This is a genomic window from Pseudomonas hamedanensis (assembly GCF_014268595.2).
GTDB lineage: Bacteria > Pseudomonadota > Gammaproteobacteria > Pseudomonadales > Pseudomonadaceae > Aquipseudomonas > Aquipseudomonas hamedanensis.
The window spans coordinates 2,895,951-2,920,817 of sequence record NZ_CP077091.1; the positions used below are offsets into that span (position 1 = coordinate 2,895,951).

The 24,867-nt window shown below is 59.0% G+C and carries 28 protein-coding genes; 11 read left to right on the top strand and 17 right to left on the bottom strand.

Annotated features, from left to right (window positions below; genetic code table 11):
* Nucleotides 1-13 precede the first annotated feature (13 nt).
* Entirely contained in the window at nt 14-202 is a 189-nt protein-coding gene (locus tag HU739_RS12565; protein ID WP_186551285.1) for a hypothetical protein, read from the bottom strand.
* On the opposite strand from HU739_RS12565, the gene rlmF reads away from it, so the two are divergent.
* Nucleotides 201-1,220 (top strand): 23S rRNA (adenine(1618)-N(6))-methyltransferase RlmF, encoded by a 1,020-nt coding sequence (gene rlmF, locus HU739_RS12570; RefSeq protein WP_186551286.1) that lies wholly within the window; start codon nt 201-203, stop codon nt 1,218-1,220. The two genes, HU739_RS12565 and rlmF, sit on opposite strands and share 2 nt — an antisense overlap.
* 210 nt (nt 1,221-1,430) lie before the next feature.
* On the opposite strand, the gene HU739_RS12575 is transcribed toward rlmF, so the two are convergent.
* Nucleotides 1,431-1,712: an HU family DNA-binding protein gene (locus HU739_RS12575; protein WP_186551287.1), complete on the bottom strand. Its 282-nt coding sequence runs from the start codon at nt 1,710-1,712 to the stop codon at nt 1,431-1,433.
* Nucleotides 1,713-2,107: 395 nt separating this feature from the next.
* Here HU739_RS12575 and yejK point away from each other — a divergent pair, with 395 nt between their 5' ends.
* Complete coding sequence (yejK, locus tag HU739_RS12580; protein WP_186551288.1) at nt 2,108-3,112, top strand: nucleoid-associated protein YejK; 1,005 nt, start codon at nt 2,108-2,110, stop codon at nt 3,110-3,112.
* Nucleotides 3,112-3,462 carry a glutaredoxin family protein gene (locus tag HU739_RS12585; protein WP_186551289.1) on the top strand — a complete coding sequence of 117 codons (351 nt, stop codon included), beginning with the start codon at nt 3,112-3,114 and terminating at the stop codon, nt 3,460-3,462. The genes yejK and HU739_RS12585 overlap by 1 nt, the downstream gene beginning before the upstream one ends.
* A gap of 116 nt (nt 3,463-3,578) precedes the next feature.
* Here HU739_RS12585 and HU739_RS12590 read toward each other — a convergent pair whose 3' ends face one another.
* The 3 genes from HU739_RS12590 to HU739_RS12600 all read right to left on the bottom strand — a co-directional run bounded on the left by HU739_RS12590 (nt 3,579) and on the right by HU739_RS12600 (nt 5,411).
* Nucleotides 3,579-4,514, bottom strand: coding sequence for a glutathione S-transferase family protein (locus HU739_RS12590; protein ID WP_186551290.1), 936 nt, complete (start codon nt 4,512-4,514; stop codon nt 3,579-3,581).
* Between the two features lie 84 nt (nt 4,515-4,598).
* Nucleotides 4,599-4,901 carry a GIY-YIG nuclease family protein gene (locus HU739_RS12595; protein ID WP_186551291.1) on the bottom strand — a complete coding sequence of 101 codons (303 nt, stop codon included), beginning with the start codon at nt 4,899-4,901 and terminating at the stop codon, nt 4,599-4,601.
* A gap of 39 nt (nt 4,902-4,940) precedes the next feature.
* Complete coding sequence (locus HU739_RS12600; protein WP_186551292.1) at nt 4,941-5,411, bottom strand: nuclear transport factor 2 family protein; 471 nt, start codon at nt 5,409-5,411, stop codon at nt 4,941-4,943.
* 687 nt (nt 5,412-6,098) lie between these two features.
* Here HU739_RS12600 and HU739_RS12605 point away from each other — a divergent pair.
* Nucleotides 6,099-6,290, top strand: a complete 192-nt coding sequence (locus HU739_RS12605; protein WP_186551293.1) for a hypothetical protein — start codon at nt 6,099-6,101, stop codon at nt 6,288-6,290.
* A gap of 123 nt (nt 6,291-6,413) precedes the next feature.
* Here HU739_RS12605 and HU739_RS12610 read toward each other — a convergent pair whose 3' ends face one another.
* Nucleotides 6,414-7,718, bottom strand: a complete 1,305-nt coding sequence (locus HU739_RS12610; RefSeq protein WP_186551294.1) for a CynX/NimT family MFS transporter — start codon at nt 7,716-7,718, stop codon at nt 6,414-6,416.
* Nucleotides 7,708-8,367 carry a FadR/GntR family transcriptional regulator gene (locus tag HU739_RS12615; protein ID WP_186551295.1) on the bottom strand — a complete coding sequence of 220 codons (660 nt, stop codon included), beginning with the start codon at nt 8,365-8,367 and terminating at the stop codon, nt 7,708-7,710. The genes HU739_RS12610 and HU739_RS12615 overlap by 11 nt, the downstream gene beginning before the upstream one ends.
* A 165-nt stretch (nt 8,368-8,532) precedes the next feature.
* Between HU739_RS12615 and HU739_RS12620 the strand changes: the two genes are divergently transcribed.
* Both HU739_RS12620 and HU739_RS12625 read left to right on the top strand, forming a co-directional pair.
* Nucleotides 8,533-8,844, top strand: coding sequence for a type II toxin-antitoxin system MqsR family toxin (locus tag HU739_RS12620; protein ID WP_186551296.1), 312 nt, complete (start codon nt 8,533-8,535; stop codon nt 8,842-8,844).
* Nucleotides 8,841-9,329, top strand: coding sequence for a type II toxin-antitoxin system MqsA family antitoxin (locus tag HU739_RS12625; RefSeq protein ID WP_186551297.1), 489 nt, complete (start codon nt 8,841-8,843; stop codon nt 9,327-9,329). Before HU739_RS12620 ends, HU739_RS12625 begins: the two co-directional genes overlap by 4 nt.
* Nucleotides 9,330-9,384: 55 nt before the next feature.
* Here HU739_RS12625 and HU739_RS12630 read toward each other — a convergent pair whose 3' ends face one another.
* The 4 genes from HU739_RS12630 to HU739_RS12645 all read right to left on the bottom strand — a co-directional run bounded on the left by HU739_RS12630 (nt 9,385) and on the right by HU739_RS12645 (nt 13,547).
* Nucleotides 9,385-10,149 carry an amino acid ABC transporter ATP-binding protein gene (locus HU739_RS12630; protein WP_016771581.1) on the bottom strand — a complete coding sequence of 255 codons (765 nt, stop codon included), beginning with the start codon at nt 10,147-10,149 and terminating at the stop codon, nt 9,385-9,387.
* Between the two features lie 13 nt (nt 10,150-10,162).
* Nucleotides 10,163-11,257 carry an amino acid ABC transporter permease gene (locus tag HU739_RS12635; RefSeq protein WP_186551298.1) on the bottom strand — a complete coding sequence of 365 codons (1,095 nt, stop codon included), beginning with the start codon at nt 11,255-11,257 and terminating at the stop codon, nt 10,163-10,165.
* 10 nt (nt 11,258-11,267) lie between these two features.
* Nucleotides 11,268-12,449: an amino acid ABC transporter permease gene (locus HU739_RS12640; protein WP_186551299.1), complete on the bottom strand. Its 1,182-nt coding sequence runs from the start codon at nt 12,447-12,449 to the stop codon at nt 11,268-11,270.
* Between the two features lie 66 nt (nt 12,450-12,515).
* Complete coding sequence (locus HU739_RS12645) at nt 12,516-13,547, bottom strand: amino acid ABC transporter substrate-binding protein (protein WP_186551300.1); 1,032 nt, start codon at nt 13,545-13,547, stop codon at nt 12,516-12,518.
* 467 nt (nt 13,548-14,014) lie between these two features.
* On the opposite strand from HU739_RS12645, the gene HU739_RS12650 reads away from it, so the two are divergent.
* The 5 genes from HU739_RS12650 to HU739_RS12670 all read left to right on the top strand — a co-directional run bounded on the left by HU739_RS12650 (nt 14,015) and on the right by HU739_RS12670 (nt 19,295).
* On the top strand, nt 14,015-14,671 hold the full coding sequence (locus HU739_RS12650; protein WP_186551301.1) for an alpha/beta hydrolase: 657 nt from the start codon (nt 14,015-14,017) through the stop codon (nt 14,669-14,671).
* A 97-nt stretch (nt 14,672-14,768) separates the two neighbouring features.
* Nucleotides 14,769-16,247 (top strand): ATP-dependent RNA helicase RhlB, encoded by a 1,479-nt coding sequence (rhlB, locus tag HU739_RS12655; protein ID WP_186551302.1) that lies wholly within the window; start codon nt 14,769-14,771, stop codon nt 16,245-16,247.
* 117 nt (nt 16,248-16,364) lie between these two features.
* A complete protein-coding gene (locus HU739_RS12660) occupies nt 16,365-17,318 on the top strand; it encodes an ornithine cyclodeaminase family protein (RefSeq protein ID WP_186551303.1) in 954 nt (317 codons plus the stop codon).
* Between the two features lie 131 nt (nt 17,319-17,449).
* Entirely contained in the window at nt 17,450-18,577 is a 1,128-nt protein-coding gene (locus HU739_RS12665) for an NAD(P)/FAD-dependent oxidoreductase (RefSeq protein WP_186551304.1), read from the top strand.
* A 91-nt stretch (nt 18,578-18,668) separates the two neighbouring features.
* Complete coding sequence (locus HU739_RS12670; protein WP_186551305.1) at nt 18,669-19,295, top strand: helix-turn-helix transcriptional regulator; 627 nt, start codon at nt 18,669-18,671, stop codon at nt 19,293-19,295.
* Nucleotides 19,296-19,401: 106 nt separating this feature from the next.
* Here HU739_RS12670 and HU739_RS12675 read toward each other — a convergent pair whose 3' ends face one another.
* The 6 genes from HU739_RS12675 to HU739_RS12700 all read right to left on the bottom strand — a co-directional run bounded on the left by HU739_RS12675 (nt 19,402) and on the right by HU739_RS12700 (nt 24,687).
* The gene (locus HU739_RS12675; RefSeq protein WP_186551306.1) at nt 19,402-20,178 is read right to left on the bottom strand and encodes an ABC transporter substrate-binding protein; all 777 of its coding nucleotides are present in this window, start codon (nt 20,176-20,178) and stop codon (nt 19,402-19,404) included.
* A 246-nt stretch (nt 20,179-20,424) separates the two neighbouring features.
* Nucleotides 20,425-20,877 carry a molybdopterin synthase catalytic subunit MoaE gene (gene moaE, locus HU739_RS12680; RefSeq protein ID WP_186551307.1) on the bottom strand — a complete coding sequence of 151 codons (453 nt, stop codon included), beginning with the start codon at nt 20,875-20,877 and terminating at the stop codon, nt 20,425-20,427.
* 2 nt (nt 20,878-20,879) lie between these two features.
* Nucleotides 20,880-21,122 (bottom strand): MoaD/ThiS family protein, encoded by a 243-nt coding sequence (locus HU739_RS12685; RefSeq protein WP_186551308.1) that lies wholly within the window; start codon nt 21,120-21,122, stop codon nt 20,880-20,882.
* Complete coding sequence (moaC, locus tag HU739_RS12690; RefSeq protein WP_007972660.1) at nt 21,119-21,592, bottom strand: cyclic pyranopterin monophosphate synthase MoaC; 474 nt, start codon at nt 21,590-21,592, stop codon at nt 21,119-21,121. Before moaC ends, HU739_RS12685 begins: the two co-directional genes overlap by 4 nt.
* Nucleotides 21,593-21,830: 238 nt before the next feature.
* A complete protein-coding gene (locus HU739_RS12695; protein ID WP_186551309.1) occupies nt 21,831-23,225 on the bottom strand; it encodes a PhoH family protein in 1,395 nt (464 codons plus the stop codon).
* A gap of 337 nt (nt 23,226-23,562) precedes the next feature.
* A complete protein-coding gene (locus HU739_RS12700; protein ID WP_186551310.1) occupies nt 23,563-24,687 on the bottom strand; it encodes a polysaccharide deacetylase family protein in 1,125 nt (374 codons plus the stop codon).
* Nucleotides 24,688-24,867: the final 180 nt, after the last annotated feature.

Consider the following 24,867-nt stretch of genomic DNA (forward strand, 5'->3'; position numbering starts at 1 on the left):
TGGCCTCCCTTTTTTATTCCCAGATCACCACAGATTCCTTGTAGGAGTGAGCCTGCTCGCGATCGCGGTCTATCCATTGCCATATCTTCGCCTGACACACCGCTATCGCGAGCAGGCTCACTCCTACAGTTTGAACGGTGTTGCCTTTAGATGTGGGACAATACCCGCCACTTTCAGCCATACCCGAATCGACCACGCCCATGAACGCCCCCCGCACTCCCAAACCTGCGCGCAAGAAGCCTGACGCCGCGACCCCGAGCAAAGCCGTCGAGCCGCGCGAGAAGGCCAGCCTGCACCCGCGCAATCGCCATCAGGGTCGTTACGACTTCCCGGCGCTGATCAAGACCACGCCAGAACTGGCGAAGTACGTGATCACTAACCCGTACGGCAAGGAAAGCATCGACTTCGCCAGCCCCGACGCGGTGCGCGTGTTCAACCGGGCGCTACTGAAGGCGTTCTATGGCATCCAGCATTGGGACATCCCGGCGGATTACCTCTGCCCTCCGGTTCCGGGCCGTGCCGATTACGTGCACTTTCTCGCCGACCTGCTGGCGAGCATGAACGACGGCAAGGTCCCGCGCGGGGCGATCGTCAACGTGTTGGACATCGGCATGGGCGCCAACTGCGTTTATCCGCTGATCGGCAACAGCGAATACCGCTGGCACTTCCTCGGCTCGGAAATCGATCCGACAGCCGTGGCGGCCGCCAGAGCCATCGTCCAGTCCAACGACTTGAGCAAGGTCATCCAGCTGCGTCAGCAGGAGAATCGCAAGCACATCCTGATCGGCCTTTTGGAGCCGGGCGAGCGCTTTGACCTGACCATGTGCAACCCGCCGTTCCACGCCTCAATGGACGAAGCGACCAAGGGCAGCGAGCGCAAATGGCGCGCATTGGGCAAGGCCGACCCGAAACGCAAACTGCCGGTGCTGAACTTCGGCGGACAGTCAGCCGAGTTGTGGTGTGAAGGTGGCGAAGCGCGCTTCGTGACGCAACTGATCGCCGAGAGCGCCAACTTTCAGCACAAGGTGTTGTGGTTCAGCACGCTGGTGTCGAAGGCTTCAAACCTGCCGGCTATCGAAACCGCGCTGAAGAAGGCTGGGGTGCTGGAAAGCCAGGTGGTGGAGATGTCGCAGGGCCAGAAGCAGAGCCGCTTCGTGGCGTGGACGTTCCAGACCAAATCCGAGCAGCAGATCTGGCGGCGTGAGCGCTGGGTGCGCTAAACCAAGCTATTTCTGAAGGAATGCGAGACTGAATGTGGGAGCGGGCTTGCTCGCGAATACGGTGGGTCAGTCACTAAACATGTCGACTGACACTCCGCTTTCGCAAGCAAGCCCGCTCCCACTTTTGGCCCAGCGAGTCAGTCGCCAAATCACAGACACAAAAAAACCGTGCCCGGATCACTCCGAAGCACGGTTTTTTTTCGCTGCGTCTTACTTGTTCACAGAGTCGGTCAGGCCTTTGGCCACAACCAGCTTGATCACTTTCTTGGCAGGGATTTCGATGGCAGCGCCAGTCGAAGGGTTACGGCCGGTGCGGGCAGGACGCTCGGTCACTTTCAGCTTGCCGATACCTGGCAAGGTGATTTCGCCGCCATTTTCCAGCTGATCGGCAACGATTTGGCCCAGTTGGTCCAGAGCGTTACGCGCGGTGGTTTTCGGCGCGTCGATAGCTTCAGCGATGTCGGCGATCAGTTGGTCTTTAGTAAGAGCCATGTAGTGTTCCTTCCCTATCAAATTCATATGGATTGCAGAGTGCAGTGTCAGCCATCGAGCCCGATCTTCTGGATCTGGCACCCTCGGCGATAACCACGACGAGTCGGGTTATAGATGCCGAAATCAGGGTTTGGTTCGACCTGACAAATGCTGAATGCACGCTTAACGCAGTGACTTCGCGTAAGACCGGGCAAAACTAGCACAACGCCTGTTAAATATCCGCCTCTAGCTACCCATTTGGTCAGCTTTATTGCGCTAAATCGGTAAAAAACTGCATAAGGCCGGGCCCGCGCCCCGGTTTCGCCCTGCAACCCACGCCAAAACCAGTGGTTGCGGTACACTGAGCGCTTTTTCGGGGGAGCCCGCCCTCCTCCCTTCCAACAGCCGAGAAGCCCATGCCGATCCGTCATTGCATCGTCCACCTGATCGACAAAAAACCCGACGGCACGCCCGCAGTTCTGCACGCACGTGACACTGAGCTGGCCGAGTCCGCAGCCATCGAAAACATGCTCGCCGACCTCAACGAGAGCTATAACGCTAAACAGGGCAAAGCCTGGGGTCTGTTTCATCCGGAATCCGGCGCGTTCCCGTTCAGCGGCTGGCTGAAGGAATACATGGAAGGCGGTCGCGATTTCACCACCTTCAGCAAAGTCGCGGTCGAGCATTTGCAAAAGCTGATGGAAGAATCGAACCTGTCGGTCGGCGGCCACGTCCTGTTCGCCCACTACCAGCAGGGCATGACCGATTACCTGGCGATCGCGCTGCTGCACCACAGCGAAGGCGTGGCGGTGACCGAGGAGCTGGACGTGACGCCGTCGCGCCATCTCGACCTTGGCCAATTGCACCTGGCGGCGCGGATCAACGTTTCCGAATGGCAGAACAACAAGCAGTCCAAGCAGTACATTTCGTTCATCAAAGGCAAGAACGGCAAGAAGGTCTCGGAATACTTCCGCGACTTCATCGGCTGCCAGGAAGGCGTTGACGGTCCCGGCGAGACCCGCACCTTGCTCAAGGCCTTCAGCGACTTTGTCGAAAGCGAAGACCTGCCGGAAGAATCTGCCCGCGAGAAAACCAAGACCCTGGTCGATTACGCCAGCAGCCAGGCCAAGCTCGGCGAACCGATGGGCCTTGAAGAACTGTCGGAGCTGATTGACGAAGAGCGGCCGAAGGCGTTCTACGATCACATCCGCAACAAGGATTACGGCTTGTCGCCAGAGATTCCGGCAGACAAACGCACCCTCAATCAATTCCGCCGCTTCACCGGCCGCGCCGAGGGCCTGTCGATCAGCTTTGAGGCGCACCTGCTGGGTTCGAAGATCGAGTACGACGAAGAAAACGGCACGCTGATCATCAAGGGTCTGCCGACATCGCTGACCGATCAGTTGAAGCGGCGCAACTGATGCTCGGCAAGGTGCTGAAGAAGGTTGCCCTGGTTCTGCTGGTGGTCGTGGTTTATCAGAACTGGGGCAAGATCGAGCGGGTGTTCAATCCCTCGCAAATGGTCTCGGAACAAACGCGGGCGCAGGCCAGTGTCGTGCTCTACGCCACCGACTGGTGTGGCTACTGCAAGCAGACCAAACGCTTTCTCGACAGCAAGGGCATCCCGTTCAAGGAGTTCGACATCGAGAAGGATGCCGAGGCGCGCAAGGCGTACGAGGCATTGGGCGGGCGCGGGATTCCGCTGATTGATGTAAACGGCACGTTGATTCGCGGGTTTGACCCGGAAGAAATCCTCGCGGCCCTGGAATAATCTGTAGGAGTGAGCCTGCTCGCGATTGCGGCGTTTCAGTCTATGAATCCGCTGACTGGCACACCGCTATCGCGAGCAGGCTCACTCCTACAAGGTTTTGCAGCTGATTTGATAAATCAGCGTGCTTCGATACGGAAACCAAAGCGCGGGAAGTGCACATGCACCACCCCACCCCGCTCGTCTTCACGACGGACAATCAACTCCTCGCGCCCGGCAAACAAAAGCTCACCTACCACCGGATCGACGCCGTAATCGATAGCCGCGATCGCCACTTGCTGCCCTGCCTCAAAACCATTCGGATCAACGAACCGCTCCTCCGGCAATGCCGCCGGCGTCGCGTTACGCGCGACCTCCAGCGCCTCGGCGGACGACATCTCGCTCGCCGCACCATGGCCGAACCCCAGCACCCGACCCAACCATGCCGCAACCGCAGGATATTCATCCACCCACGGTGCCGTCACGTGGGTCGCCTTGAGGAACCACAGCGGATGCGCCAGGGCGAAGTCGGCAATCGACGGTTCGCCAAAGAGGAAGTCGCCCTGCTCGCGCTGCAACTGCTGCTCCAGCCGCGCCATGATCGTCGGCCACTGGTGCTTGGCCTGCTCGGCAGACAGTCGCGTGGCGCTGCCACCGCTGAACAACCCGGCGCGGTCAGCCAGAAAGGCCTTGATCGCTTCCGGCGGCAACTTGCCGAAACGCACCGCCACCGATTCTGGCTGGAACACCAGACTCACCGCATGTTGAAACACCACCGAGTCCGCCCACATCGCAAAGCTTGCGGTGGTCATTTCCTGACCTTCGGGAAAGAACGTCGGCAGGGCTTTTTCCTGTTCCAGGCGTCGGGCGATCAGTGCCGTGTCGCAATAAATATCCGCGCCGATCTGCAGCACCGGGGTCTTGCGGTAGCCGCCGGTCAGAGCGGTGAGGTCCGGTTTCGGCATTACTGGCGAGATATGCACCGAGCGCCATGACAGTCCCTTGAAACCCAGCAGCAGGCGGGCCTTCTCGGCAAATGGAGAGGTCGGGTAATGGTGCAGAATCAACTCGGACATGCTCGGCTCCGCCGCTGGAAAAATGAATCCGCAGCTTAGCGTGCATTGCCAGACAGGCCTACAGATCTGCCTGATGGGAACCAATCAGTCAGATTGATAAGACGCCACGAGGCATTCCTTGGCGCTTTTGCGCAGCTTTTTGATCAGCCGTTCCTGACGCAGCGCATCGCTTTTGTCCAGGCAGCGCTCGGTGTAGACGAGGGCCATGGCCGGGCTGGAGAGAAAGAAACGCGCACCTTTGCCGCTCTGATGCTTGGCAAAACGCCGCACCGGATCGTCGCTGATCCCGCAGTACAACGAGCCATTCGCTGCACGCACGAGGTAGACGAACCAGGATTTGCTCACCGGTTCGGCAATATCGACAGATTTTTCGCTAAGGCTGGTCACTTCGAAATCAAGACATGCAGGAGACAGGCCGCGATCTTATCAGCGACCGATCTGAAATGCCTTCAGTCCCTTACGCGCCTGAGCCCGCACGGCATTGCGCACCAGCGGCGTCCAGCCCAGCAGCAGACCTTTGAAGCCAAGCGCCTGACGCGACCAGCGCCACAGGTCGAAATGATCGTGGTGTTCGCAGATCTTGCCGTCGCGAAACACGAAGCGTGCCTGGATATCGTTGACCACGACGTTGCCGGTCTGGCTGAACAGGTAGGTCGCCGCCCAATGCGCGCCGCCCGTGCGCTCGTCGGCGCGGACGTTGTCGAAGGTCAGTGAGAAATCCTTGGCGCGAGTGGTGAGCATGCGCCACATGTCACCGGCATCGCGGCCGCGCAGTTCGCCGAACGCCGGATCGCTGAAGACCACGTCGTCCGTATAGCAGGTCGCCATGGCTTCGGCGTCGAGGCGCTGGAAAGCTTGGTAGAAGCGGGTGATCAACGCGGCGTGGGCTTCACTCATGGACAATCTCCGGAAAATATACAGATGGCCATCACGATAATCTGCAACGTCCCGAAACACTATCGGCATTCGTATTTCGAATACCGCTAACAAACGAAACGCAGCTGACTGGTATTAAAGGTCACGCCGAAAAAACCACATCAAAAAATGTGCGCAACAGGGTGCCGATCCGGCTGTTAAAATCATTCAAATTTACATCAAACCACTTAACACAGAATTCCTGCACAGCAGGTTTAACCCTGATTGGACGAACATCAATTTGCCCAATTGCTCTTTATATAAAACCCCGCAGGAGAGTAAGGATGCGTGAAATCACATTGGAAGAAGCCGAAGCTATCGGCGGCGCTTTTGGTGTTCCTGGTGCTGTAGGCGGAGGCTTGGCAGGTGCTACGGCATACGCCGGGAGCCTGCTCGGAGGAGGCACATTCAAAGGCGGGGAGTTTGCAGCCGCCGTAGGGGTTGGAGCTGTGTCCGGAGCCCTGACGGGCCCTGCCGGCATAGGTCGTACCTTGGGCATGGCGGGCGTCGGTTTCGGTGGCGGTGTGGTCACCGGAAATACAGGACGACTGACCGGCTCATAAACAGCTGGCTCTAAACAATGTATGGGCCTGGAGGTGTTCAGAGTCATCGCACCTGAAGAACTCCAGAGCCCGCACTTTCGAAAAATTGTCTGGAATCAATTCGACCATGCAAATCGCTGTTTCCATAATTTTTGCCCTGATTCTGATGGTGTTGATCAAGGGTATCGCTTATGCCATCAACTTTAAGTGTGGCCCGATCATCCAGAAAAAACACCTGCAACTGATCGCCATACCCGTTGTTATTTGCCTAACGATATACGGCACACCAAAGTTGATGGTGCTTCTAGGCTTGAATTAAACAGACGAGTGCCCGCTTCCTCCCTTGCGCACGCTGTCCTGCGCAAGGGGATCAAGCCGCTGCACTCTTACGCGAACCTGACGCATGCAGTTTCGAACGCGCCCCCCTTTGAGATCGCCTGCTTCATGATCTTTCGCTTAGCACCTGTACATACAGCGCTCTTCCCGCACCGAGGCCGGCGATGATCGCACCGGCGCCTATAACGCCAAAGATCCAGCCCACCGCATTCCAGCCGCCGGTCCAGTCATGCACCACGCCGACCGCGAACGGCCCCATCGACGCCAGCGTGTAGCCAAAGCCCTGAGACATGCTCGACAGGTTCGCCGCTACGTGGGAATCGCGCGAGCGCAGCACGATCAGGGTCAGCGCCAGACTGAACGTGCCGCCCTGCCCCAGCCCCAGCAAAATCGCCCAGCCCCACAACCCTTCGATCGGCGCGTACAGGCAACCGAACAGACCGCCCAGTGTCAGCGCCATGACCACGACGATCGCCAGGCGCTGATCCTTGCCACGCGTCGCCAACCACGGCGCGGCCAGGGAACTGGCAAGCTGGATGATCACCGAACCGGACAGCACCAGACCGGCCTGGGTAGGGGTCAGACCCCGTCCAATGAGGATCGACGGCAACCAGCCAAATACGATGTACGCCAGTGACGATTGCAGCCCCATATACAACGTTACTTGCCAGGCCAGCGGATCTCGCAGCAGTCCGCGCACGCGATAAGCCACGTTGTGCGCGCCGTGCTTCGGCCCGACCTGCGGCAGCCAGAACACCGCAGCCACCAATGCAGGAATCACCCAGAAACCCAGGCCCATCGCCCAGCTGTTATCGAAGTGCTCGCTCAATGGCACGGTCGAACCCGCCGCCATCGCCGCGCCCAGGCACAGCGCCATGGTATAGACGCCGGTCATGGTGCCGGCATGTCTGGCGAAATCGCGTTTGACGATGCCCGGCAGCAGCACGCCGACGATGCCGATGCTGGCGCCGCCCAGCACGCTGCCGGCGAACAGGCCGATCTCGCCGAAGTTGCTGCGCAGGATGATGCCGCAGGCCAGGGTCAGCAGAATCCCCAGCACCACCCGCTCAGCGCCAAAGCGCCGCGCCAGAATCGGTGCCAACGGTGCGAACAAGCCCAGGCACAGCACCGGCAGCGTGGTCAGCAGTCCCGCCTGCGCCGCAGACAGTCCGAGACTTCTGGAGACCTCGCTGAGCAATGGCGCCATGCTCGACAATGCCGGGCGCAGGTTCAACGCCACCAGAATCAGTCCGAGCAGCAACAGCCACGGGCGTTTTACCAGCGGCTGGCTTTGCTGCACTTGCTCATCATCGGCCTCGGCATCGATCAACAGCTCTTCCAGCTCGGTGGTGCGCTTCGATGCTGTGGATAACTCAGTGCGGGACATGGTTTTCTCGGTTTCAAGGTTCATTGATCAACTGCCTCGACAAGGCTTTGGCCCGTTCCGGGTCGCGTTGCTCGACTGCATCGAGCAAGTCGATATGCAGGTCGAACACTTCCTGACGGCGCGGGGAGATGTTCAGGGTCTGGCGCAATTGCGCGCCGACGATGCTGGAGAAATAGCGATACAACTCGCTGAGGGTCGGGTTGTGTGCGGCATCGACCAGACGACGGTGGAACACCAGATCGCAGGCGATATAGGTGTCGAGATCGCCATGATAGTGACTGCCGCTGATGCCGAGCGCTTCACGCAGGGCGGCAAGGTCCTCATCGGTGCGGCGCAGCGCCGCCAGACCGATGGCTTCCACTTCAAGAATGTGCCGGGTCTCCCGGGCCTGTTCCAGCGAACAGCGGGACAGCGCCTTGAGCGTGTCCAAGGGATCGACCACCGCGCGCAGATAACTGCCGTCGCCCTGGCGGATTTCGATCAAGCCCGAAAACGCCAGAACGCGCATGGCCTCGCGCACAGTGTTGCGGCTGATGCCCAACTCGGCGCACAGCTCAGGCTCGGTCGGCAAACGTTCGCCAACTTGCCAAGCGCCGCTATTGATGCGCTGGCGCAATTGATCCAGGGCTTGATCGACCAGGGATCGTTTAACCAGAGGAGAAATTTCAGACATGAGCTCGCCTTTTCATCCAATCATAGGATGAATTTTCTGACATGTTAGTCAGACCCATGTAGGACGACAACCACCTAGGGTCAATCGGAGACACATGAAGCGGCATTTTCGATTGGTCAAAATTACCCTTTAAGGGTAATTTCAGGGACAGGGTTTTGGTTTCTTATGGAGAAGAACACGCCCCATTACGACTTGGCGGTGATCAAAGCTGAGGTGAGGCGGCTCGGCAAAAAAGCTTTCACCAAGACCTCGATCGATTCCGCGGAAAAGTTAGGTTTCAATGTCGTTGAGATGCAAGAGACCGTTTTCGGTCTGCAAAAAAAGATGTTGTACAAGTCGATGACTACCTACATCGATCATCGGGTCTGGCAGGACGTGTATCACACCCATTCACAAGATCAGGAGATTTATATCAAGGTGACATACCGCCCCGGCGGCAGCCCACCGGTAATCTCCTTCAAGGAGAAAAACCCATGAAAACCCGGCAATGTGTCAGCTGCGGTGCGTGTGAGGGAATGAGGCATTTTCACGGTCGTGGCGAAACCCTGAGAGTCAAAGGCATGGAGCGTCGTGTTGATAATCTTTCTGGCTGGGAGTGCCAGAACTGCGGTGAGATCGAATGGGATGCCGACACCGATAGTGCGGAACGTTATTGCGATGCTGGTGATGAGCTGGTTATCGCTGCCAGACAAATGATTGGTAACGAGATGAAGCGTATCCGTCGCAAATTGCACCTGACGCAAAAAGAGACGGTGCAGCTGCTGTCTGGGGGGGGGCATAACGCATTTTCTCGCTATGAGCGCGGTGAAGTATTACCGCCCAAGGCACTCATACTGTTGATGCGTTTATTGGATCGTTACCCATACTTGCTGACCGATGCAAAGACTCTCGGCGAAGGTGCAGATTTGAGAGGTTTCGAGCACATAGTGCATAAAGAACAGGAATCCCTTTCCGTCTCCTGAGATCCCAAAAAACAAACCCGGCACGTGGCCGGGTTTGGTTTTTACACATAAACCATCAATGCAAAATCTGACTCAGGAACAGCTTCGTCCGGTCATTCTGCGGATTATCGAAGAAGTCGTTCGGCGCCGCCTGTTCAACGATCTCACCCTTGTCCATGAAGATCACGCGGTTGGCCACGGTGCGGGCGAAGCCCATTTCGTGGGTCACGCAAAGCATGGTCATGCCGTCTTCAGCCAGACCGATCATGGTGTCCAGAACCTCTTTCACCATCTCCGGATCGAGGGCTGAAGTCGGTTCGTCGAACAGCATGATTTTCGGCTTCATGCACAGCGCGCGGGCGATCGCCACACGCTGTTGCTGACCGCCGGACAATTGCCCCGGGTACTTGTGCGCCTGTTCCGGAATGCGTACGCGTTCCAGATAATGCATGGCGATTTCCTCGGCCTTGCGCTTGGGCATCTTGCGTACCCACATCGGCGCCAGGGTGCAGTTCTGCAAAATGGTCAGGTGCGGGAACAGGTTGAAGTGCTGGAACACCATGCCGACTTCGCGGCGGATCGCTTCGATCTGCTTGAGGTCGTTGGTCAGTTCCACGCCATCGACAACGATGCGGCCCTGCTGGTGTTCTTCCAGACGGTTCAGGCAGCGAATCGTGGTCGATTTACCGGAACCCGACGGGCCGCAGAGGACAATACGCTCGCCCTGCTTGACGTTGAGGTTGATGTCTTTGAGCACGTGAAACTGGCCGTACCACTTGTTCACGCCCTGCATCTGAATGATGCCTTCCGGACCCACTGGCTTTTTGATTGCTTCGCTCATTTACAGAGAACTCCTAACGCTTGTGGCCAGTGTCGAGCTTGCGTTCCAGATGCATGGAATAGCGCGACATACCAAAACAGAAAATCCAGAACACCAGGGCGGCGAACACGTAGCCTTCGGTGGCCATGCCCAGCCATTTCGGGTCGGCAGCGGCTTGCTTGACGCTGTTGAGCAGGTCAAAGAGGCCGATGATGATCACCAGGCTAGTGTCCTTGAACAGCGCGATGAAGGTGTTGACGATGCCGGGGATCACCAGCTTCAGGGCTTGCGGCAGAATCACCAGGCCCATCGAACGCCAGTAACCGAGGCCCATCGCCGCAGCCGCTTCGTACTGCCCTTTGGGAATCGCTTGCAGACCGCCGCGCACCACTTCGGCGACGTAAGCCGACTGGAACAGGATCACGCCGATCAGCGCCCGCAGCAGCTTGTCGAAGTTCATGCCTTCGGGCAGGAACAGCGGCAGCATCACCGAGGACATGAACAACACCGTGATCAACGGCACGCCGCGCCAGAACTCGATGAAGGTCACGCAGACCACACGAATCGCCGGCATGTTCGAACGACGCCCCAGCGCCAGTACGATCCCAAGCGGCAAGGCGCCAGCAATGCCGACGGTGGCAATCACCAGGGTCAGCATCAGACCGCCCCACTGACTGGTCGGCACGGTGGTCATGCCGAAACCGCCGTGCAGCAGGATAAAGGCGATGATCGGGTACAGCACCAGGAAGCTCAGTCCGTAGATCGCTTTACGCGGTACCCGCGAAATAAACAGTGGTGCCGCGCCAATCACCGCCAGCCACACGGTCAGGTCGACGCGCCAGCGCAGTTCCGTCGGGTAGTAGCCGTACATGAACTGGCCGAAACGCTGCTGAATGAACACCCAGCAGGCGCCTTCCTTGGTGCAGTCGGCGCGCGTGGTGCCGACCCAGTTGGCATCAACGATTGCCCAACTGATGATCGGTGGCACGACGAGGTAAATCAGATAAAACGCAAACAGCGTCAGCAGGGTGTTGAGCCAGCTGGAGAACATGTTCGCGCGCATCCACGCCAGTACACCGATACTGCTGTTCGGTGGTGGCATGTCGGGTTTGAAAGTATGAGTACTCATGCGCTTTTCCTTACCGCTCGATCAGCGCAATGCGCTTGTTGTACCAGTTCATCAGCAAGGAAATGCTGATACTGATCGCCAGGTACACGCTCATGGTGATGGCAATCACTTCGATGGCCTGACCGGTCTGGTTGAGCACGGTGCCAGCGAACAGCGAAACCATTTCCGGGTAACCGATACCGGCGGCCAGCGACGAGTTTTTCGCCAGGTTCAGGTATTGGCTGGTCAGCGGCGGGATGATCACGCGCAGAGCTTGCGGAATGATCACCTTGCGCAGGGTCGGGCCATTACGCAGGCCGAGCGAACGGGCCGCTTCGGTCTGGCCGTGGCTGACCGACTTGATGCCCGAACGCACGATCTCGGCAATAAACGCCGCGGTGTACACGGTCAGGGCCAGGGTCAACGCCAGCAGTTCCGGGATCAACACCCAGCCACCGACAAAGTTGAAGCCCTTGAGCTCAGGCATTTCCCAGTGCAGCGGGGCGCCGAAGATCAGCGCGCACAAGGTCGGGATCACCAGCGCAATCGCCAGGCCGACCCAGAACTTGTGGAACGGTACGCCGGTTTCTTCGAAGCGCTTGTTGGCCCAGCGGCACATCAGCACGATGCCGACGATGGCCAGCACGATGCTGGTCACGAACGCCCAGAAGCCATCAGCGGCCAGTGCGGCCGGCATGTTCAGGCCCCGGCTGCTGACAAAGAAGGTGTCGCCGAAGTTATGGCTGTTGCGCGGCCCCGGCATGGTCAGGAATACCGCGAAATACCAGAACAGGATTTGCAGCAGCGGCGGAATGTTGCGGAACACTTCCACATACACCGTCGCCAGTTTGGCAATGATCCAGTTCTGCGACAGCCGCGCTACACCCACGATGAAACCGAGGATCGTCGCCAGGATCACGCCGATGAAGGTCACCAACAGAGTGTTGAGCAGGCCGATGACAAACACCCGCGCGTAGCTGTCCGCTTCGGTGTAGTCGATCAGGGTTTGAGCGATGCCGAACCCGGCACTGCGCTCCAGAAAGCTGAAACCGGAGGTGATGCCCCGGTGCTGAAGGTTGGTTTGCGTATTGTCGAACAGGTACCAGCCAAGCGAGACCACCGCCACAACAGTGATGATCTGGAATAGCCACGCACGCACTCGTGGATCGCTGAGGCTGAGCCTCTGCTTTGGTGCGCCGATTGAATTTTGCATGAAGTGCCCCGGAAGAAATGGAACAAGAACATCACCCGGCGGTTGGCCCGCCGGGTGATAGAACCATTAGCGCACTGGTGGTGCGTACTGAATGCCGCCGTTGTTCCACAGGGCGTTCAGGCCACGGTCGATTTCCAGCGGAGTGCTCTTGCCGAGGTTTTTCTCGAAGATTTCACCGTAGTTGCCGACTTGCTTGACGATCTGCACAACCCAGTCTTTCGGCAATTTCAGGTCTTTACCGTATTCGCCGTCAGCGCCGAGCATACGGGCCACGTCCGGGTTCTTGGTCGACTTGGCTTCAGCTTCGACGTTTTTCGAAGTGATACCGGCCTCTTCGGCATTGAGCAGCGCGTAGCCAGTCCAGCGCACGATGGCCAGCCACTCGTCGTCGCCGTTACGCACGACCGGGCCCAGTGGTTCTTTGGAAATGGTTTCCGGCAGAACCACGTAGTCCTTCGGCGAGGCCAGCTTGCTGCGCTGGGCGAACAGCTGGGACTTGTCGGAGGTCAGCACGTCGCAACGACCGGATTCCAGCGACTTGGCGCTTTCATCGGAGGTGTCGAAGGTGATCGGGGTGTATTTCAGACCGTTGCCACGGAAGTAGTCGGAAACGTTCAGCTCGGTGGTGGTACCGGCCTGGATGCAGATGGTTGCACCGTCCAGTTCCTTGGCGCTTTTCACGCCAAGCTTGTTGTTCACCAGAAAGCCGATGCCGTCGTAGTAAGTAATGAAGCCCGGGAATTTCAGGCCCATGCCCGCGTCACGGGAGCTGGTCATGGTGGTGTTGCGCGACAGGATGTCGATCTCGCCCGATTGCAGCGCGGTGAAGCGCTCCTTGGCGTTCAACTGACTGAATTTGACTTTGGTCGCGTCGCCGAAAACGGCAGCGGCCACAGCGCGGCAGACATCAGCGTCGATGCCGAGGATCTTGCCGGTTGCATCCGGTACCGAGAAGCCCGGCAGACCGTCGCTGACGCCACACTGCACGAAACCTTTCTTCTGTACCGCATCCAGGGTTGCACCCGCCTGAGCGAACCCGCTGACGCCGAGTACTGCTGCAGCAGTCACGACCGCCAGAGTGGATTTCAACATCTTCATTCAAACCTCCAGTTTTGCTCTTGTTGTGTCGGAGCTTGAGTCCAGTCGCACCCTTTTGAGGCGTTGTTGACCCGTGTTGGCTTTTTTTGGGGTCAACCGACGTAAGACCTTCGCTATGAGTCTAGTAGGAGAAAATCCACATCATGGATCACTCACTTCTCACCAATCGGCCGAACGGGCTGTAGCCCTTTCACGTTCGCTAAGCCCGTAGCGGCCATTGGCGAACATCCATCACCGGATTCGTTGCTATCCCATCGCGCGACTGACACTGATAGTGTTACCGCCACGCGTAGGACGCTTCGTACGCAAAGCCCATAGCAAAGCCCGTACCACACCGCTTGCGAAGTCGATTCATGCACACGTCAATAGCAAAACTTGTAACCTTGCGACATCTTCTTAACGGATCAACCGGGCGCGCACTCACATCACGCACTCAATGAGAGCGCCCGCACATTTTTGGAGCAAACATGACCGAGCCCTTGATTCTTCAGCCTGTTAAGCCCGCAGACGCCTGCGTGATCTGGCTGCACGGCCTCGGCGCCGACCGTTACGACTTCCTGCCGGTGGCCGAAGCGCTGCAGGAAAGTCTGTTGAGTACGCGCTTTGTGCTGCCGCAGGCACCGACGCGTCCGGTGACGATAAATGGCGGATATGCCATGCCGAGCTGGTACGACATCAAAGCCATGAGCCCGGCCCGGGCAATCGACCGCGACGAGCTCGAAGCGTCGGCGGATCGCATCATCGAATTGATCGAAACCGAGCGCGCCAGCGGAATAGACGCCTCGCGGATTTTCCTCGCCGGTTTTTCCCAAGGTGGCGCGGTGGTGCTGCACACCGCATTCCTGAAGTGGCAGGGACCTTTGGGTGGGGTTCTGGCGTTGTCGACCTACGCGCCGACCTTCAGCGATGAACTGGAATTATCTGCCAGCCAGCAGCGCATTCCGGTGCTTTGCCTGCACGGTCAGTTCGACAACGTGGTACAGAACTCGATGGGCCGCAGCGCTTATGAGCATTTGAAGAAGCATGGTGTCACCGTGACATGGCAGGAATACCCAATGGAGCACGAAGTGTTACCCGAAGAGATTCGCGACATCGGCACCTGGCTGAGCGAACGCTTGCGCTGATTTCGCGGCCAATGTCGGCCCATTGATCCCTCCTACTACGCCGCGCCCGTTTCTTGCATTACACTGGCCGGCGTACATTCCTTAACCAATTGATGAGATGACCGTGCTCAAAGCACTCAAGAAAATGTTCGGTAAAAGCGAGGCTGAGCAGCTCGCGCCAGTTTCCAGCGCGCCGTCGCACGCCCCCGGTCATCGCAACGATGCCCCGGCAGCCGACCGCCCCGCTCCCGTCGCCCCCCCGAAACACTCGCCAGAACTTGCCACGATCGCGCCAGACGCCGCCGAACCGGCTCGCAGCGAAGCGCCGAAAGCGGTAAAACCGCGTCGCGAACCGAAGCCCAAGGCTGCCGTCATCCCGTGGAGACTCGAAGACTTCGTCGTCGAACCGCAGGAAGGCAAAACCCGCTTCCATGATTTCAAGCTCGCCCCCGAACTGATGCACGCCATCCAGGACCTGGGCTTTCCATATTGCACGCCGATCCAGGCGCAGGTGCTCGGCTTCACCCTCGCCGGCAAAGACGCCATCGGCCGCGCGCAGACCGGCACCGGCAAGACCGCCGCGTTCCTGATCTCGATCATCACTCAACTGCTGCAGACCCCGCCGCCAAAAGAACGCTACATGGGCGAGCCGCGTGCATTGATCATCGCCCCGACCCGCGAGCTGGTGGTGCAGATTGCCAAGGACGCCGCTGACCTGACCAAGTACACCGGCCTCAACGTGATGACCTTCGTCGGTGGCATGGACTTCGACAAGCAGCTCAAGCACCTCGAAGCGCGCCATTGCGACATCCTCGTCGCGACGCCGGGTCGCTTGCTCGACTTCAACCAGCGCGGCGACGTGCACCTGGACATGGTCGAAGTGATGGTGCTGGACGAAGCCGACCGCATGCTCGACATGGGCTTCATCCCGCAGGTGCGACAGATCATTCGCCAGACCCCGCCGAAGGCCGAGCGCCAGACATTGCTGTTCTCCGCGACCTTCACCGAAGATGTGATGAACCTGGCCAAGCAATGGACCACCGACCCGTCCATCGTCGAGATCGAATCACTCAACGTCGCCAGCGACAACGTCGAGCAACACATCTATGCCGTTGCCGGTGCCGACAAGTACAAGCTGCTCTTCAACCTGATCAACGACAACGGTTGGGAGCGCGTGATGGTGTTCGCCAACCGCAAGGACGAAGTACGCCGTATCGAAGAGCGCCTGGTGCGCGACGGTGTGAACGCCGCGCAACTGTCCGGCGACGTGCCGCAGCACAAGCGCATCAAGACCCTGGAAGGTTTCCGCGAAGGCAAGATTCGCGTACTGGTGGCCACGGATGTGGCCGGTCGCGGTATTCACATCGACGGCATCAGCCACGTGATCAACTTCACCTTGCCAGAAGTCCCGGACGATTACGTGCACCGCATCGGCCGTACCGGTCGTGCCGGCGCCGATGGCGTATCGATCAGCTTCGCCGGTGAGGACGATTCCTACCAGTTACCGTCCATCGAAGAAAAGCTCGGTCGCAAGATCAGCTGCGAAACGCCGCCAACGCATCTGCTGCGTGCGGTTGAGCGCAAGCGTCCACAGTAAGCGCCACTCAACGAAAAAGCGCAGCCGGAAACGGACTGCGCTTTTTTTACGCCCGGAGGTTGCTCGACAGAAGTAAAAGTCCATAATGGAAAAATAAGTTTAATTTTGGAGCCTCACATGTCCAGTGCGCCATACGTGATCGACCAAGCCCAGGCCCGGGAGGCACTGGCCCGCCTCGATGTACCGCAGATCCTGCGCCAGCTGTTTCGCGATCTCGCGGCAGGCAACGCCGTGCAACCGGCGCAGCAGCTGGTGGAATTCCCGCAGGGTGCCGGCGACTTCATCAACTATCTGGGTGTGCTGGCCGAGGACGGCGTCTACGGCGTAAAGACCTCGCCGTACATCGTTCGCGAACAAGGCGCGCTGGTGACCGCATGGACGCTGTTGATGTCGATGAAAACCGGCCAGCCGCTGTTGCTCTGCGATGCCGGTGAACTGACCACCGCGCGCACCGCCGCGACCACAGCGGTAGCGGTCGATGCCCTCGCCCCGCTGAACGCCCAACGGCTGGCGATCATCGGCAGCGGCAAGGTCGCTCAAGCGCATCTGCACTACGTGAAGGCATTGCGCGACTGGCAAAGCATCAGCCTGTATTCGCCGTCCCTGCTGGAAGATGCCGAAACACAGGCCGTATTGAAAGCTATCGCGCCCGATCTGAAGATCGCTGAAAGCCGCGAGACCGCCATCACCGATGCTGACGTGATCATGCTCTGCACCTCATCGGCCGGGCCGGTGATCGATCCGGCGCAACTGCACAATCCGGCGCTGATCACCTCGATCAGCACCAACGCCCCCCGCGCCCATGAAGTACCGCCGCAAAGCCTCAACGATATGCAGGTGTTCTGCGACTATCGTCAGACCACGCCCGGGTCGGCGGGTGAGATGTTGATTGCTGCCGAGCAGCATGGCTGGCACCCGGACTCGATCGTTGGCGACCTCGCCGAGCTGCTCAGCGAAAAAGTCCCGCGTCCGGATTACGACCGCCACGTGTTCTTCCGCTCGATCGGTTTGGGCTTGGAAGACATTGCCTTGGCCAATGCGGTTTATCACCTCAGCACAAATCCCTTGTAGGAGTGAGCCTGCTCGCGATAGCGGTTTGACATTCAATATTGATGTCGGCTGATCGACCGCTATCGCGAGCAGGCTCACTCCTACAGGGGTCGGCGTAATTTCTCGATATTGTGTACACACCGGAGACCTTCATGAGCCAGGCAGACTTCATCATCATCGGCGGCGGGATTGCCGGCGCTTCCACCGGTTTCTGGCTGTCGCCGCACGCCAGGGTGATCGTGCTCGAACGCGAATCCCACCCGGCCTATCACTCCACCGGACGCTCCGCCGCGCTGTTCACGGCGGCTTACGGCACGCCGCAAGTACGGGCGCTGACCCAGGCCAGCCGGGCGTTTTTCGACCATCCGCCGACAGGCTTTTGCGAACACCCGCTGCTGACCCCGCGCGGCGAAATGACCGTGGATTTCATCGGTTACCCAGCCGAACTGAACAACCAATACCTCAGCGCCAAAGCCACCGTGCCGCAGATGCAATTGCTCAGCGCCGACGAAGCCTGTGCGCGACTGCCGATCCTGCGGCGGGAAAAAGTCCATGGTGCGATCTATGACCCAACAGCCTGCGACATCGATACCGACGCGCTGCATCAAGGCTACCTGCGCGGCATCCGTCGCAACCACGGCGAAGTCCACACCGATTGCGAGGTGCTCGGCCTGAGCCGTAACGACGACGGTCTGTGGCAGGTGCAGAGCAATGGCCGGACCTTCAGCGCGCCAGTGCTCATCAATGCCGCCGGTGCCTGGGCCGACCAGATCGGCATACTCGCCGGCGCGCAGCCGCTGGGCCTGCAACCGAAACGTCGCGCTGCATTCATCTTCGCCGGCCCCGAAGGCGTGGATATTCACCAATGGCCGATGCTGGTCAGCCTAGACGAATCGTTCTACATGAAGCCCGATGCCGGTATGTTCCTCGGCTCCCCGGCCAACGCCGACCCGGTGGAGCCTCACGATGTGCAGCCGGAAGAACTCGACATCGCCATGGGCATTTATCAGATCGAAGAAGCCACCACGCTGACCATCCGCAGGCCGACCCGCACCTGGGCCGGCCTGCGCAGTTTCGTCGCCGATGGCGATTTGCTTAGCGGATTCGATCCGCAGGTGCCGGGGCTGTTCTGGGTCGCGGCGCAGGGCGGCTACGGCATTCAGACATCGCCAGCGATGGGCCAGGCCAGTGCGGCTTTGGTGCGCGGCGAACCGTTGCCCGAGCACTTGCAAGAGTTCGGGCTCGACAGCGCGATGCTGTCCCCTGCCCGGCTGTCCTGAACGCACCTGCGGATGACTCACTGAAAAGATTGCGGCACACTCGCAGCGCCCCTGCTCACGGGGCGCTGACGCTGCCTGGAGCTCCACTGTCATGACCGCCTCTGAATTCGACCCGGCGCTGGATAACTTCCGCGCCATCGCCGATGCCATCGCCACGCTGTTCTTTCCCCATGCCGAGGTGGTGCTGCACGACCTGCGCACGCAAAAGGTCGACTACATCGCCAACAACCTGTCCAAGCGAGAGATCGGCGACGACTCTTCGCTGGAGGACATGCTCAGCGAGGACGTCAGCGAGCGCAACATCGGCCCGTACGAAAAGCTCAACTGGGATGGTCAGAAAATTCGCAGCCTGAGTAGCGTGCTGCGCGACAGCGAGGGCCTGCCGCTGGCGGTGCTGTGCATCAATCTGAATATTTCGCTGTTCGAGAATGCCAAGGCTGCGCTGGATCTGTTTCTGTCGCCGAGCAAGTTGATTGCACAACCGGACTCACTGTTTCGTGATGACTGGCAGGAACGCATCAACACTTTTCTCCACGCCTGGCTGCGCGAACGGCAATTGAGCCTGAATCTGCTGACCCGCGACCACAAGCGTGAACTGGTGCTGGCACTGCATGCCGAGGGCGCGTTCAAGGGCAAGAGCGCCTCGAACTATGTGGCCAATGTGCTGAACATGGGGCGGGCGACGGTGTACAAGCATTTGAAGGAATTGAAGGGCTAGATTCCAGAAGTTGTATCGCCTGGTCTGGCCCATTCGGGAGCAAGCCCCCTCCTACAGGGGAACGCATTCCAAATGTAGGAGTGAGCCTGCTCGCGATAGCGGTTTATCAGTCGCCGTAAATGTCGGTCTTGAAATACTTCTCGGAGATCTTCTGATATTCGCCACTCGCGCGAATTCCGTCGATAGCGCTGTTCAACTGGCTGACCAGCTCGGCATTGCCCTTGCGCACCGCGATCCCCGCGCCCTCGCCGACATACTTCGGATCTTTCAGCTCCGGTCCGACAAACGCGTAGCCCTTGCCCCGCGGCATCGTCAGAAAGTCATTGAGCGGAATGGTGTCGGCGAAAATCGCATCGAGACGCCCCGCCGCCAGGTCCATGTAGATTTCTTCGTTGTTGCTGTAGCGCTTGACGTTGATGCCCTTGGGTTCAAACACTTCAGTCGCGAAACGATCCGTGGTGGTCGCGCGCTGCACACCGACACTCTTGCCTTTGAGGCTGGCGTACTGATCGTCGACGCTGGCGCCTTCCTTCATCACCAGACGCGACGAAGTGAAATAGTACTTGTGGGTGAAATCCACGGATTTCTTGCGGTCTTCGTTGATGGTCATCGACGACAGGGCCATGTCGATTTTTTTCACTTTCAGCGAGGGAATCAGCCCATCGAACTCACCTTCGACCCACACGCACTTGACCTTCATCTGCGCGCACAAGGCATTGCCGATGTCGTAGTCGAAGCCGACGATTTCACCTTTGTCGGTTTTCGAAGCGAACGGCGGGTAAGCCGCTTCGATGCCAATGCGTAGGGTTTTCTCGGCGGCGAACACACAGGTCGACGCCAACAGGCTGAGGGCCAGGCCGGTGATGAGGGGAAGTTTCTTCATGTTCGTTCTCTCGCGGGTTGTTGTTGGTTTGGCGAAGAAGAGCAGCTACAAGCGGCAAGACAGAAGCTGTTTTTGTACTTGTAAATCCATATTGGACTCACATGTACAAATCGTCAATCGGGGAAACAGGAAGGATTCTGGTGCTGCGGATGGCCTCTTCGCGAGCAAGCTCGCTCCCACAGGGAACCCATTTCAACTGTGGGAGTGAGCCTGCTCGCGATAGCGGATTTGAAGGCACCGCAGAACCTATTTCTTCCAGCGATCCGCCGCCGCATGATCACTGTCGCGCCCTTCAACCCAGCGCGGTCCGTCGCGGGTGTTTTCTTTCTTCCAGAAAGGCGCGCGGGTTTTCAGGTAGTCCATGACGAAGGCGCAGGCGTCGAACGCGGCCTGGCGATGAGCGCTGGCGGCGCCGACGAAGACGATCGGCTCGCCCGGCTCCAGCGCGCCGATGCGGTGCAGCACTTCCAGTTTCAGCAGCGGCCAACGCTGTTCGGCTTCGACGGCGATCTTGCCGAGGGCTTTTTCGGTCATGCCCGGGTAGTGTTCAAGGAACATTCCGGCCACGTCGAGGCCGTCATTGAAGTCGCGCACGTAACCGACAAAACTCACCACTGCACCAATGCCGACATTAGCCGCGTGCATCGCATTGACTTCAGCGCCCGGATCGAACGGCGTGGCCTGCACCCGAATCGCCATGCTCAGCCTCCGGTCACGGTAGGAAAGAACGCCACTTCATCGCCGTCGACCACCGGCTCGTCGAGCTGGCAAAGCTCTTCGTTGCGGGCGCACATCAGGTTCTGCTCGCGCAACACTTCGGCGCCGTCGCGTTGCGCCAACAGTGCACGAACGTCATCAATCGTGGCGAAATCGCCTTCAACCGCTATCGAATCGACGCCGAGCGCTTCGCGATAACGGGCGAAAAACCTCACCTTCAGCTTCATGGTTGCTCTGCCTGAAAGTGGCCGCTCTTGCCGCCAACCTTTTCCAGCAGGCGCACGCTTTCGATGGTCATGCCGCGATCGACGGCTTTGCACATGTCGTAGATGGTCAGCGCGGCGACGCTGGCGGCGGTCAGCGCTTCCATCTCCACGCCAGTCTGCCCGGAGAGTTTGCAGCGGGCGACGATACGCACACTGTCGTCACCTTCGGCGCTCAGCTCGACTTTCACGCCAGTCAGCATCAGCGGATGGCAGAGGGGAATCAGATCGCTGGTTTTCTTTGCCGCCTGAATCCCGGCGATGCGCGCCACGGCGAACACATCGCCCTTGGGATGGCCACCGCTGACAATCATCTGCAGCGTTTCGGGAAGCATGCGCACCAGCGCCTGGGCCGTCGCTTCACGGAACGTCACGGCTTTTTCAGTGACGTCGACCATGTTGGCGCGACCTTGGGAATCGAGATGAGTCAGCACGGGATTACTCCTGATCAGGAGCGTGGATTGTAAACCTGTGGGTCAGATATCCGCGAGCGCGATTACCGACTCACCATAAATCCCTGTAGGAGTGAGCCTGCTCGCGATAGCGGTATGACATTCAACATTCTTGGTGGCTGATGCGCCGCCATCGCGAGCAGGCTCACTCCTACATCTGGATTTGTGTTCGGCATAAAAAACCGGGCGGCCGTTTGGCCGCCCGTTTTTGTGGGATGGGTTACAAATGCGATTCGGCGTATTCGGCCAGGATCGAGCGCGGCACCCCTTGCAGGGTGATGTGCACACCGTTGGGGAAATCCTTGAAGCGTTCGGTCAGGTAGGTCAGCCCGGAACTGGTCGCGGACAGGTAAGGAGTGTCGATCTGCGCCAGGTTGCCCAGGCACACCACTTTGGAACCGGCGCCGGCGCGGGTGATGATGGTTTTCATCTGGTGCGGCGTGAGGTTCTGGCATTCGTCGATCAGGATCAGGCTCTGCTGGAAGCTGCGACCGCGAATGTAGTTAAGCGATTTGAACTGCAACGGCACTTTGCTGAGGATGTAGTCGACGCTGCCATGGGTGTTCTCGTCATCCATGTGCAAGGCTTCGAGGTTGTCGGTGATGGCGCCCAGCCACGGCTCCATTTTTTCCGCTTCAGTACCGGGCAGGAAGCCGATTTCCTGGTCCAGGCCCTGCACGCTGCGGGTGGCGATGATGCGCCGATAGCGCTTGCTGACCATGGTCTGCTCGATAGCCGCGGCCAGCGCCAGAATGGTTTTACCGGAACCTGCGGCGCCGGACAGGTTGACCAGATGAATGTCCGGATCGAGCAGCGCGTACAACGCCAGACTCTGATAGATGTCGCGCGGCTTGAGCCCCCAGGCCTCTTGATGCAGCAGCGGTTCCTGATGCAGGTCGAGGATCAGCAGCTTGTCTTGCTGAATTTCCTTGATCCAGCCGACGAAGCCTTGTTCGTCGATGATGAACTCGTTGATGTGCACCGCCGGCAGGTTGTCGATCAATTGCACCTGATGCCAGGTGCGGCCGTGGTCCTGACGGGTTTCGACCTTGCTCACGCGGTCCCAGAAAGAGCCGGTCATGTTGTGATAGCCGTTGGGCAACAGGGACACGTCGTCGACCAATTGGTCGGTGCTGTAGTCCTCGGCATCGATGCCACAGGCACGCGCCTTCAGACGCATGTTGATGTCTTTGGTGACCAGCACCACGGGCTTTTTCGGATCGCGGCTGTGCAGGTCGATCAACTGGTTGATGATTTTGTTGTCGTTCAGGTGCTCGGGCAGAATCAGGTTCGATTCGGCTTGCTTGCTCATCAGAATTGACAGCAAGCCCTTTGGCCCACCCTTGCCGCGCTGGATCGGCACACCCAGTTCGACGTCCTCCGGGGACGCATCGCCCAGGGTCTTGTCGATCAGCCGGATGGCCTGACGGCATTCAGCGGCCACGCTGTGATGCCCGCTTTTGAGCTTGTCCAGCTCTTCAAGCACGGTCATCGGAATCGCGACGTGGTGTTCTTCAAAGTTAAGCAGGGCGTTTGGATCGTGAATCAATACGTTGGTATCGAGTACATAAAGGATTGGCTGGTTGGAGGAAGGGCTACGTCCGTGATCATCCATACTCGGTCACCTTTGTCAGAGCCAGTAGACGCAATACCTGAGCGGTGCTGCGCCTCGAAGTGACTGCCGAAATCCCACCTGCGGAGATTCAAGTGACTGCAAACAAACGGGTCTTGGAAGACGCCACCTGTGTTGCAGGTTTCGGCGGTCTGTCTTGGTAATACTCCAAAACCCATGACATAAAAAAGTACTTTGACGGTTTTTTTAAGTTTATTTTGCAGAGTGACGAAAAGCCCTTGGCGGACTCCCCAGACCCCGCTAAAGTCGGAAGTCCGCCTGCATCGAATTTTCCGAAAAAATCAGCCAAAGCCCAACGTTTCCGGGCCTTTTCCGTTTTTCAGCGAAACCCGTCCTGACAGTCTTCCCAACCGATGCCGCTCTGCGCGGTTTGCGAGAGCAGCCACGGCAACGAAGTCTTCACCGCGTCCTGTTTCAGGTTGAAACTGATCACCCCGTGGCGCCACAACAGCATCAGCGTCAGCACCCGTTGCGCACTCGCTGCGCCCTTGAGTTTGCCGGCGCTGTCCTGGGCATCGATGTCCCACAGCGCTACATGCAGGCCCTGAGCGTTGAAGAAACCCTGAGCATCGCTGCGTCGCTGTCCTTCCGGCGGACGGAACAGCGGCACGTAGTTTTCCGGCAATTTGTTTTTCACCAGATCGGCGCTGCGGCGCACCGAGTCCTGCCAGTCCTGCCAGTGGCTGTGGGAACGAAACTCCCAGCCCTGCACGCCGACGCATTGCTGTGAAAACATCGCCTGCAGGCTGCTGACCGAACGATCGCTCAGGCGCGCCTGAATATCCTTGCCCAGTACAAAGAACGTACCGCTCAGGTTCGACTTGCGCAGGTATTCGGTGAGCCAGCCGGTGTTGTCCGGTTGCACATTGGCGGCGCTGTCGAAAGTCAGCAGAAACAAGCGGTCGTGCATGTCATCGCCATTGCGCTCGTAGTCGCCGAAACGATCGATTTCGCTGCTGGTCTGCGGGAACAGCGCGGCCTTGCGCAGCAGCTCGTCCAGGTAGTGCAAATGGAAGATCCGGCTCGGCTCGGCCCACTGGGTGTAATAACTGTCGTCACTGACCACGAACTTGGCGGCCTGCTCGCGCAGAGTAGGCAAGTCTTCGACGAGGAAGCAGAAGGAAGCGTCCTGATCACAACTTTGCTGGGCATGGTTGTAATTGGCCAACAGACGCTGCCAGAGGCGCAGGCGCAACTGATTGACCACATCGATATTGACCGTGCGCAGGCCCAGGCGCTGGGCCAGGGTCGCCTCGTCGAGCGCCTCGCTGCCCAGCAGGCCGCGGGCGAACATCAGAATTTCCGCTCGCGACGCAACGTCGAACAGGGTCGGATTGCCGAGCGCCTCCGGCCAGGTGCTGCGGTCCAGCGTCGCCACATCACCTGGCGCCGCGACGGCACCGACGCTCAGCAGCCACGCGGTGAATAAAAGAACAATGCGCAAAGGGATGTCTCCATAACAAAACCCGCGCGGCACTATAGCTGATAAGCCACCGATTCCCGCAGCCAGACGAATCCATTGTGGGAGGGGGCTTGCTCCCGAATGCGGTGGGCCATCAGCAAATGAATGGCCTGACACGCCCTCTTCGGGAGCAAGCCCCCTCCCACACTGGAAATCTGTTGA

Bases quoted from the DNA above. Each gene is read 5' to 3' on its own strand.
- HU739_RS12615 (WP_186551295.1), bottom strand. From the start codon at position 8,367: ATGTCTGAAATTTCTCCTCTGGTTAAACGATCCCTGGTCGATCAAGCC.
- yejK (WP_186551288.1), top strand. From the start codon at position 2,108: ATGCCGATCCGTCATTGCATCGTCCACCTGATCGACAAAAAACCCGAC.
- HU739_RS12675 (WP_186551306.1), bottom strand. From the start codon at position 20,178: ATGAAGAAACTTCCCCTCATCACCGGCCTGGCCCTCAGCCTGTTGGCG.
- HU739_RS12620 (WP_186551296.1), top strand. From the start codon at position 8,533: ATGGAGAAGAACACGCCCCATTACGACTTGGCGGTGATCAAAGCTGAG.
- HU739_RS12670 (WP_186551305.1), top strand. From the start codon at position 18,669: ATGACCGCCTCTGAATTCGACCCGGCGCTGGATAACTTCCGCGCCATC.
- HU739_RS12590 (WP_186551290.1), bottom strand. From the start codon at position 4,514: ATGTCCGAGTTGATTCTGCACCATTACCCGACCTCTCCATTTGCCGAG.
- HU739_RS12695 (WP_186551309.1), bottom strand. From the start codon at position 23,225: ATGGATGATCACGGACGTAGCCCTTCCTCCAACCAGCCAATCCTTTAT.
- HU739_RS12630 (WP_016771581.1), bottom strand. From the start codon at position 10,149: ATGAGCGAAGCAATCAAAAAGCCAGTGGGTCCGGAAGGCATCATTCAG.
- moaE (WP_186551307.1), bottom strand. From the start codon at position 20,877: ATGGCGATTCGGGTGCAGGCCACGCCGTTCGATCCGGGCGCTGAAGTC.
- HU739_RS12625 (WP_186551297.1), top strand. From the start codon at position 8,841: ATGAAAACCCGGCAATGTGTCAGCTGCGGTGCGTGTGAGGGAATGAGG.
- HU739_RS12605 (WP_186551293.1), top strand. From the start codon at position 6,099: ATGCAAATCGCTGTTTCCATAATTTTTGCCCTGATTCTGATGGTGTTG.
- rhlB (WP_186551302.1), top strand. From the start codon at position 14,769: ATGACCGTGCTCAAAGCACTCAAGAAAATGTTCGGTAAAAGCGAGGCT.
- HU739_RS12610 (WP_186551294.1), bottom strand. From the start codon at position 7,718: ATGAACCTTGAAACCGAGAAAACCATGTCCCGCACTGAGTTATCCACA.
- HU739_RS12635 (WP_186551298.1), bottom strand. From the start codon at position 11,257: ATGAGTACTCATACTTTCAAACCCGACATGCCACCACCGAACAGCAGT.
- HU739_RS12685 (WP_186551308.1), bottom strand. From the start codon at position 21,122: ATGAAGCTGAAGGTGAGGTTTTTCGCCCGTTATCGCGAAGCGCTCGGC.
- HU739_RS12585 (WP_186551289.1), top strand. From the start codon at position 3,112: ATGCTCGGCAAGGTGCTGAAGAAGGTTGCCCTGGTTCTGCTGGTGGTC.
- HU739_RS12650 (WP_186551301.1), top strand. From the start codon at position 14,015: ATGACCGAGCCCTTGATTCTTCAGCCTGTTAAGCCCGCAGACGCCTGC.
- HU739_RS12575 (WP_186551287.1), bottom strand. From the start codon at position 1,712: ATGGCTCTTACTAAAGACCAACTGATCGCCGACATCGCTGAAGCTATC.
- HU739_RS12665 (WP_186551304.1), top strand. From the start codon at position 17,450: ATGAGCCAGGCAGACTTCATCATCATCGGCGGCGGGATTGCCGGCGCT.
- HU739_RS12565 (WP_186551285.1), bottom strand. From the start codon at position 202: ATGGGCGTGGTCGATTCGGGTATGGCTGAAAGTGGCGGGTATTGTCCC.
- HU739_RS12660 (WP_186551303.1), top strand. From the start codon at position 16,365: ATGTCCAGTGCGCCATACGTGATCGACCAAGCCCAGGCCCGGGAGGCA.
- HU739_RS12640 (WP_186551299.1), bottom strand. From the start codon at position 12,449: ATGCAAAATTCAATCGGCGCACCAAAGCAGAGGCTCAGCCTCAGCGAT.
- HU739_RS12645 (WP_186551300.1), bottom strand. From the start codon at position 13,547: ATGAAGATGTTGAAATCCACTCTGGCGGTCGTGACTGCTGCAGCAGTA.
- HU739_RS12600 (WP_186551292.1), bottom strand. From the start codon at position 5,411: ATGAGTGAAGCCCACGCCGCGTTGATCACCCGCTTCTACCAAGCTTTC.
- rlmF (WP_186551286.1), top strand. From the start codon at position 201: ATGAACGCCCCCCGCACTCCCAAACCTGCGCGCAAGAAGCCTGACGCC.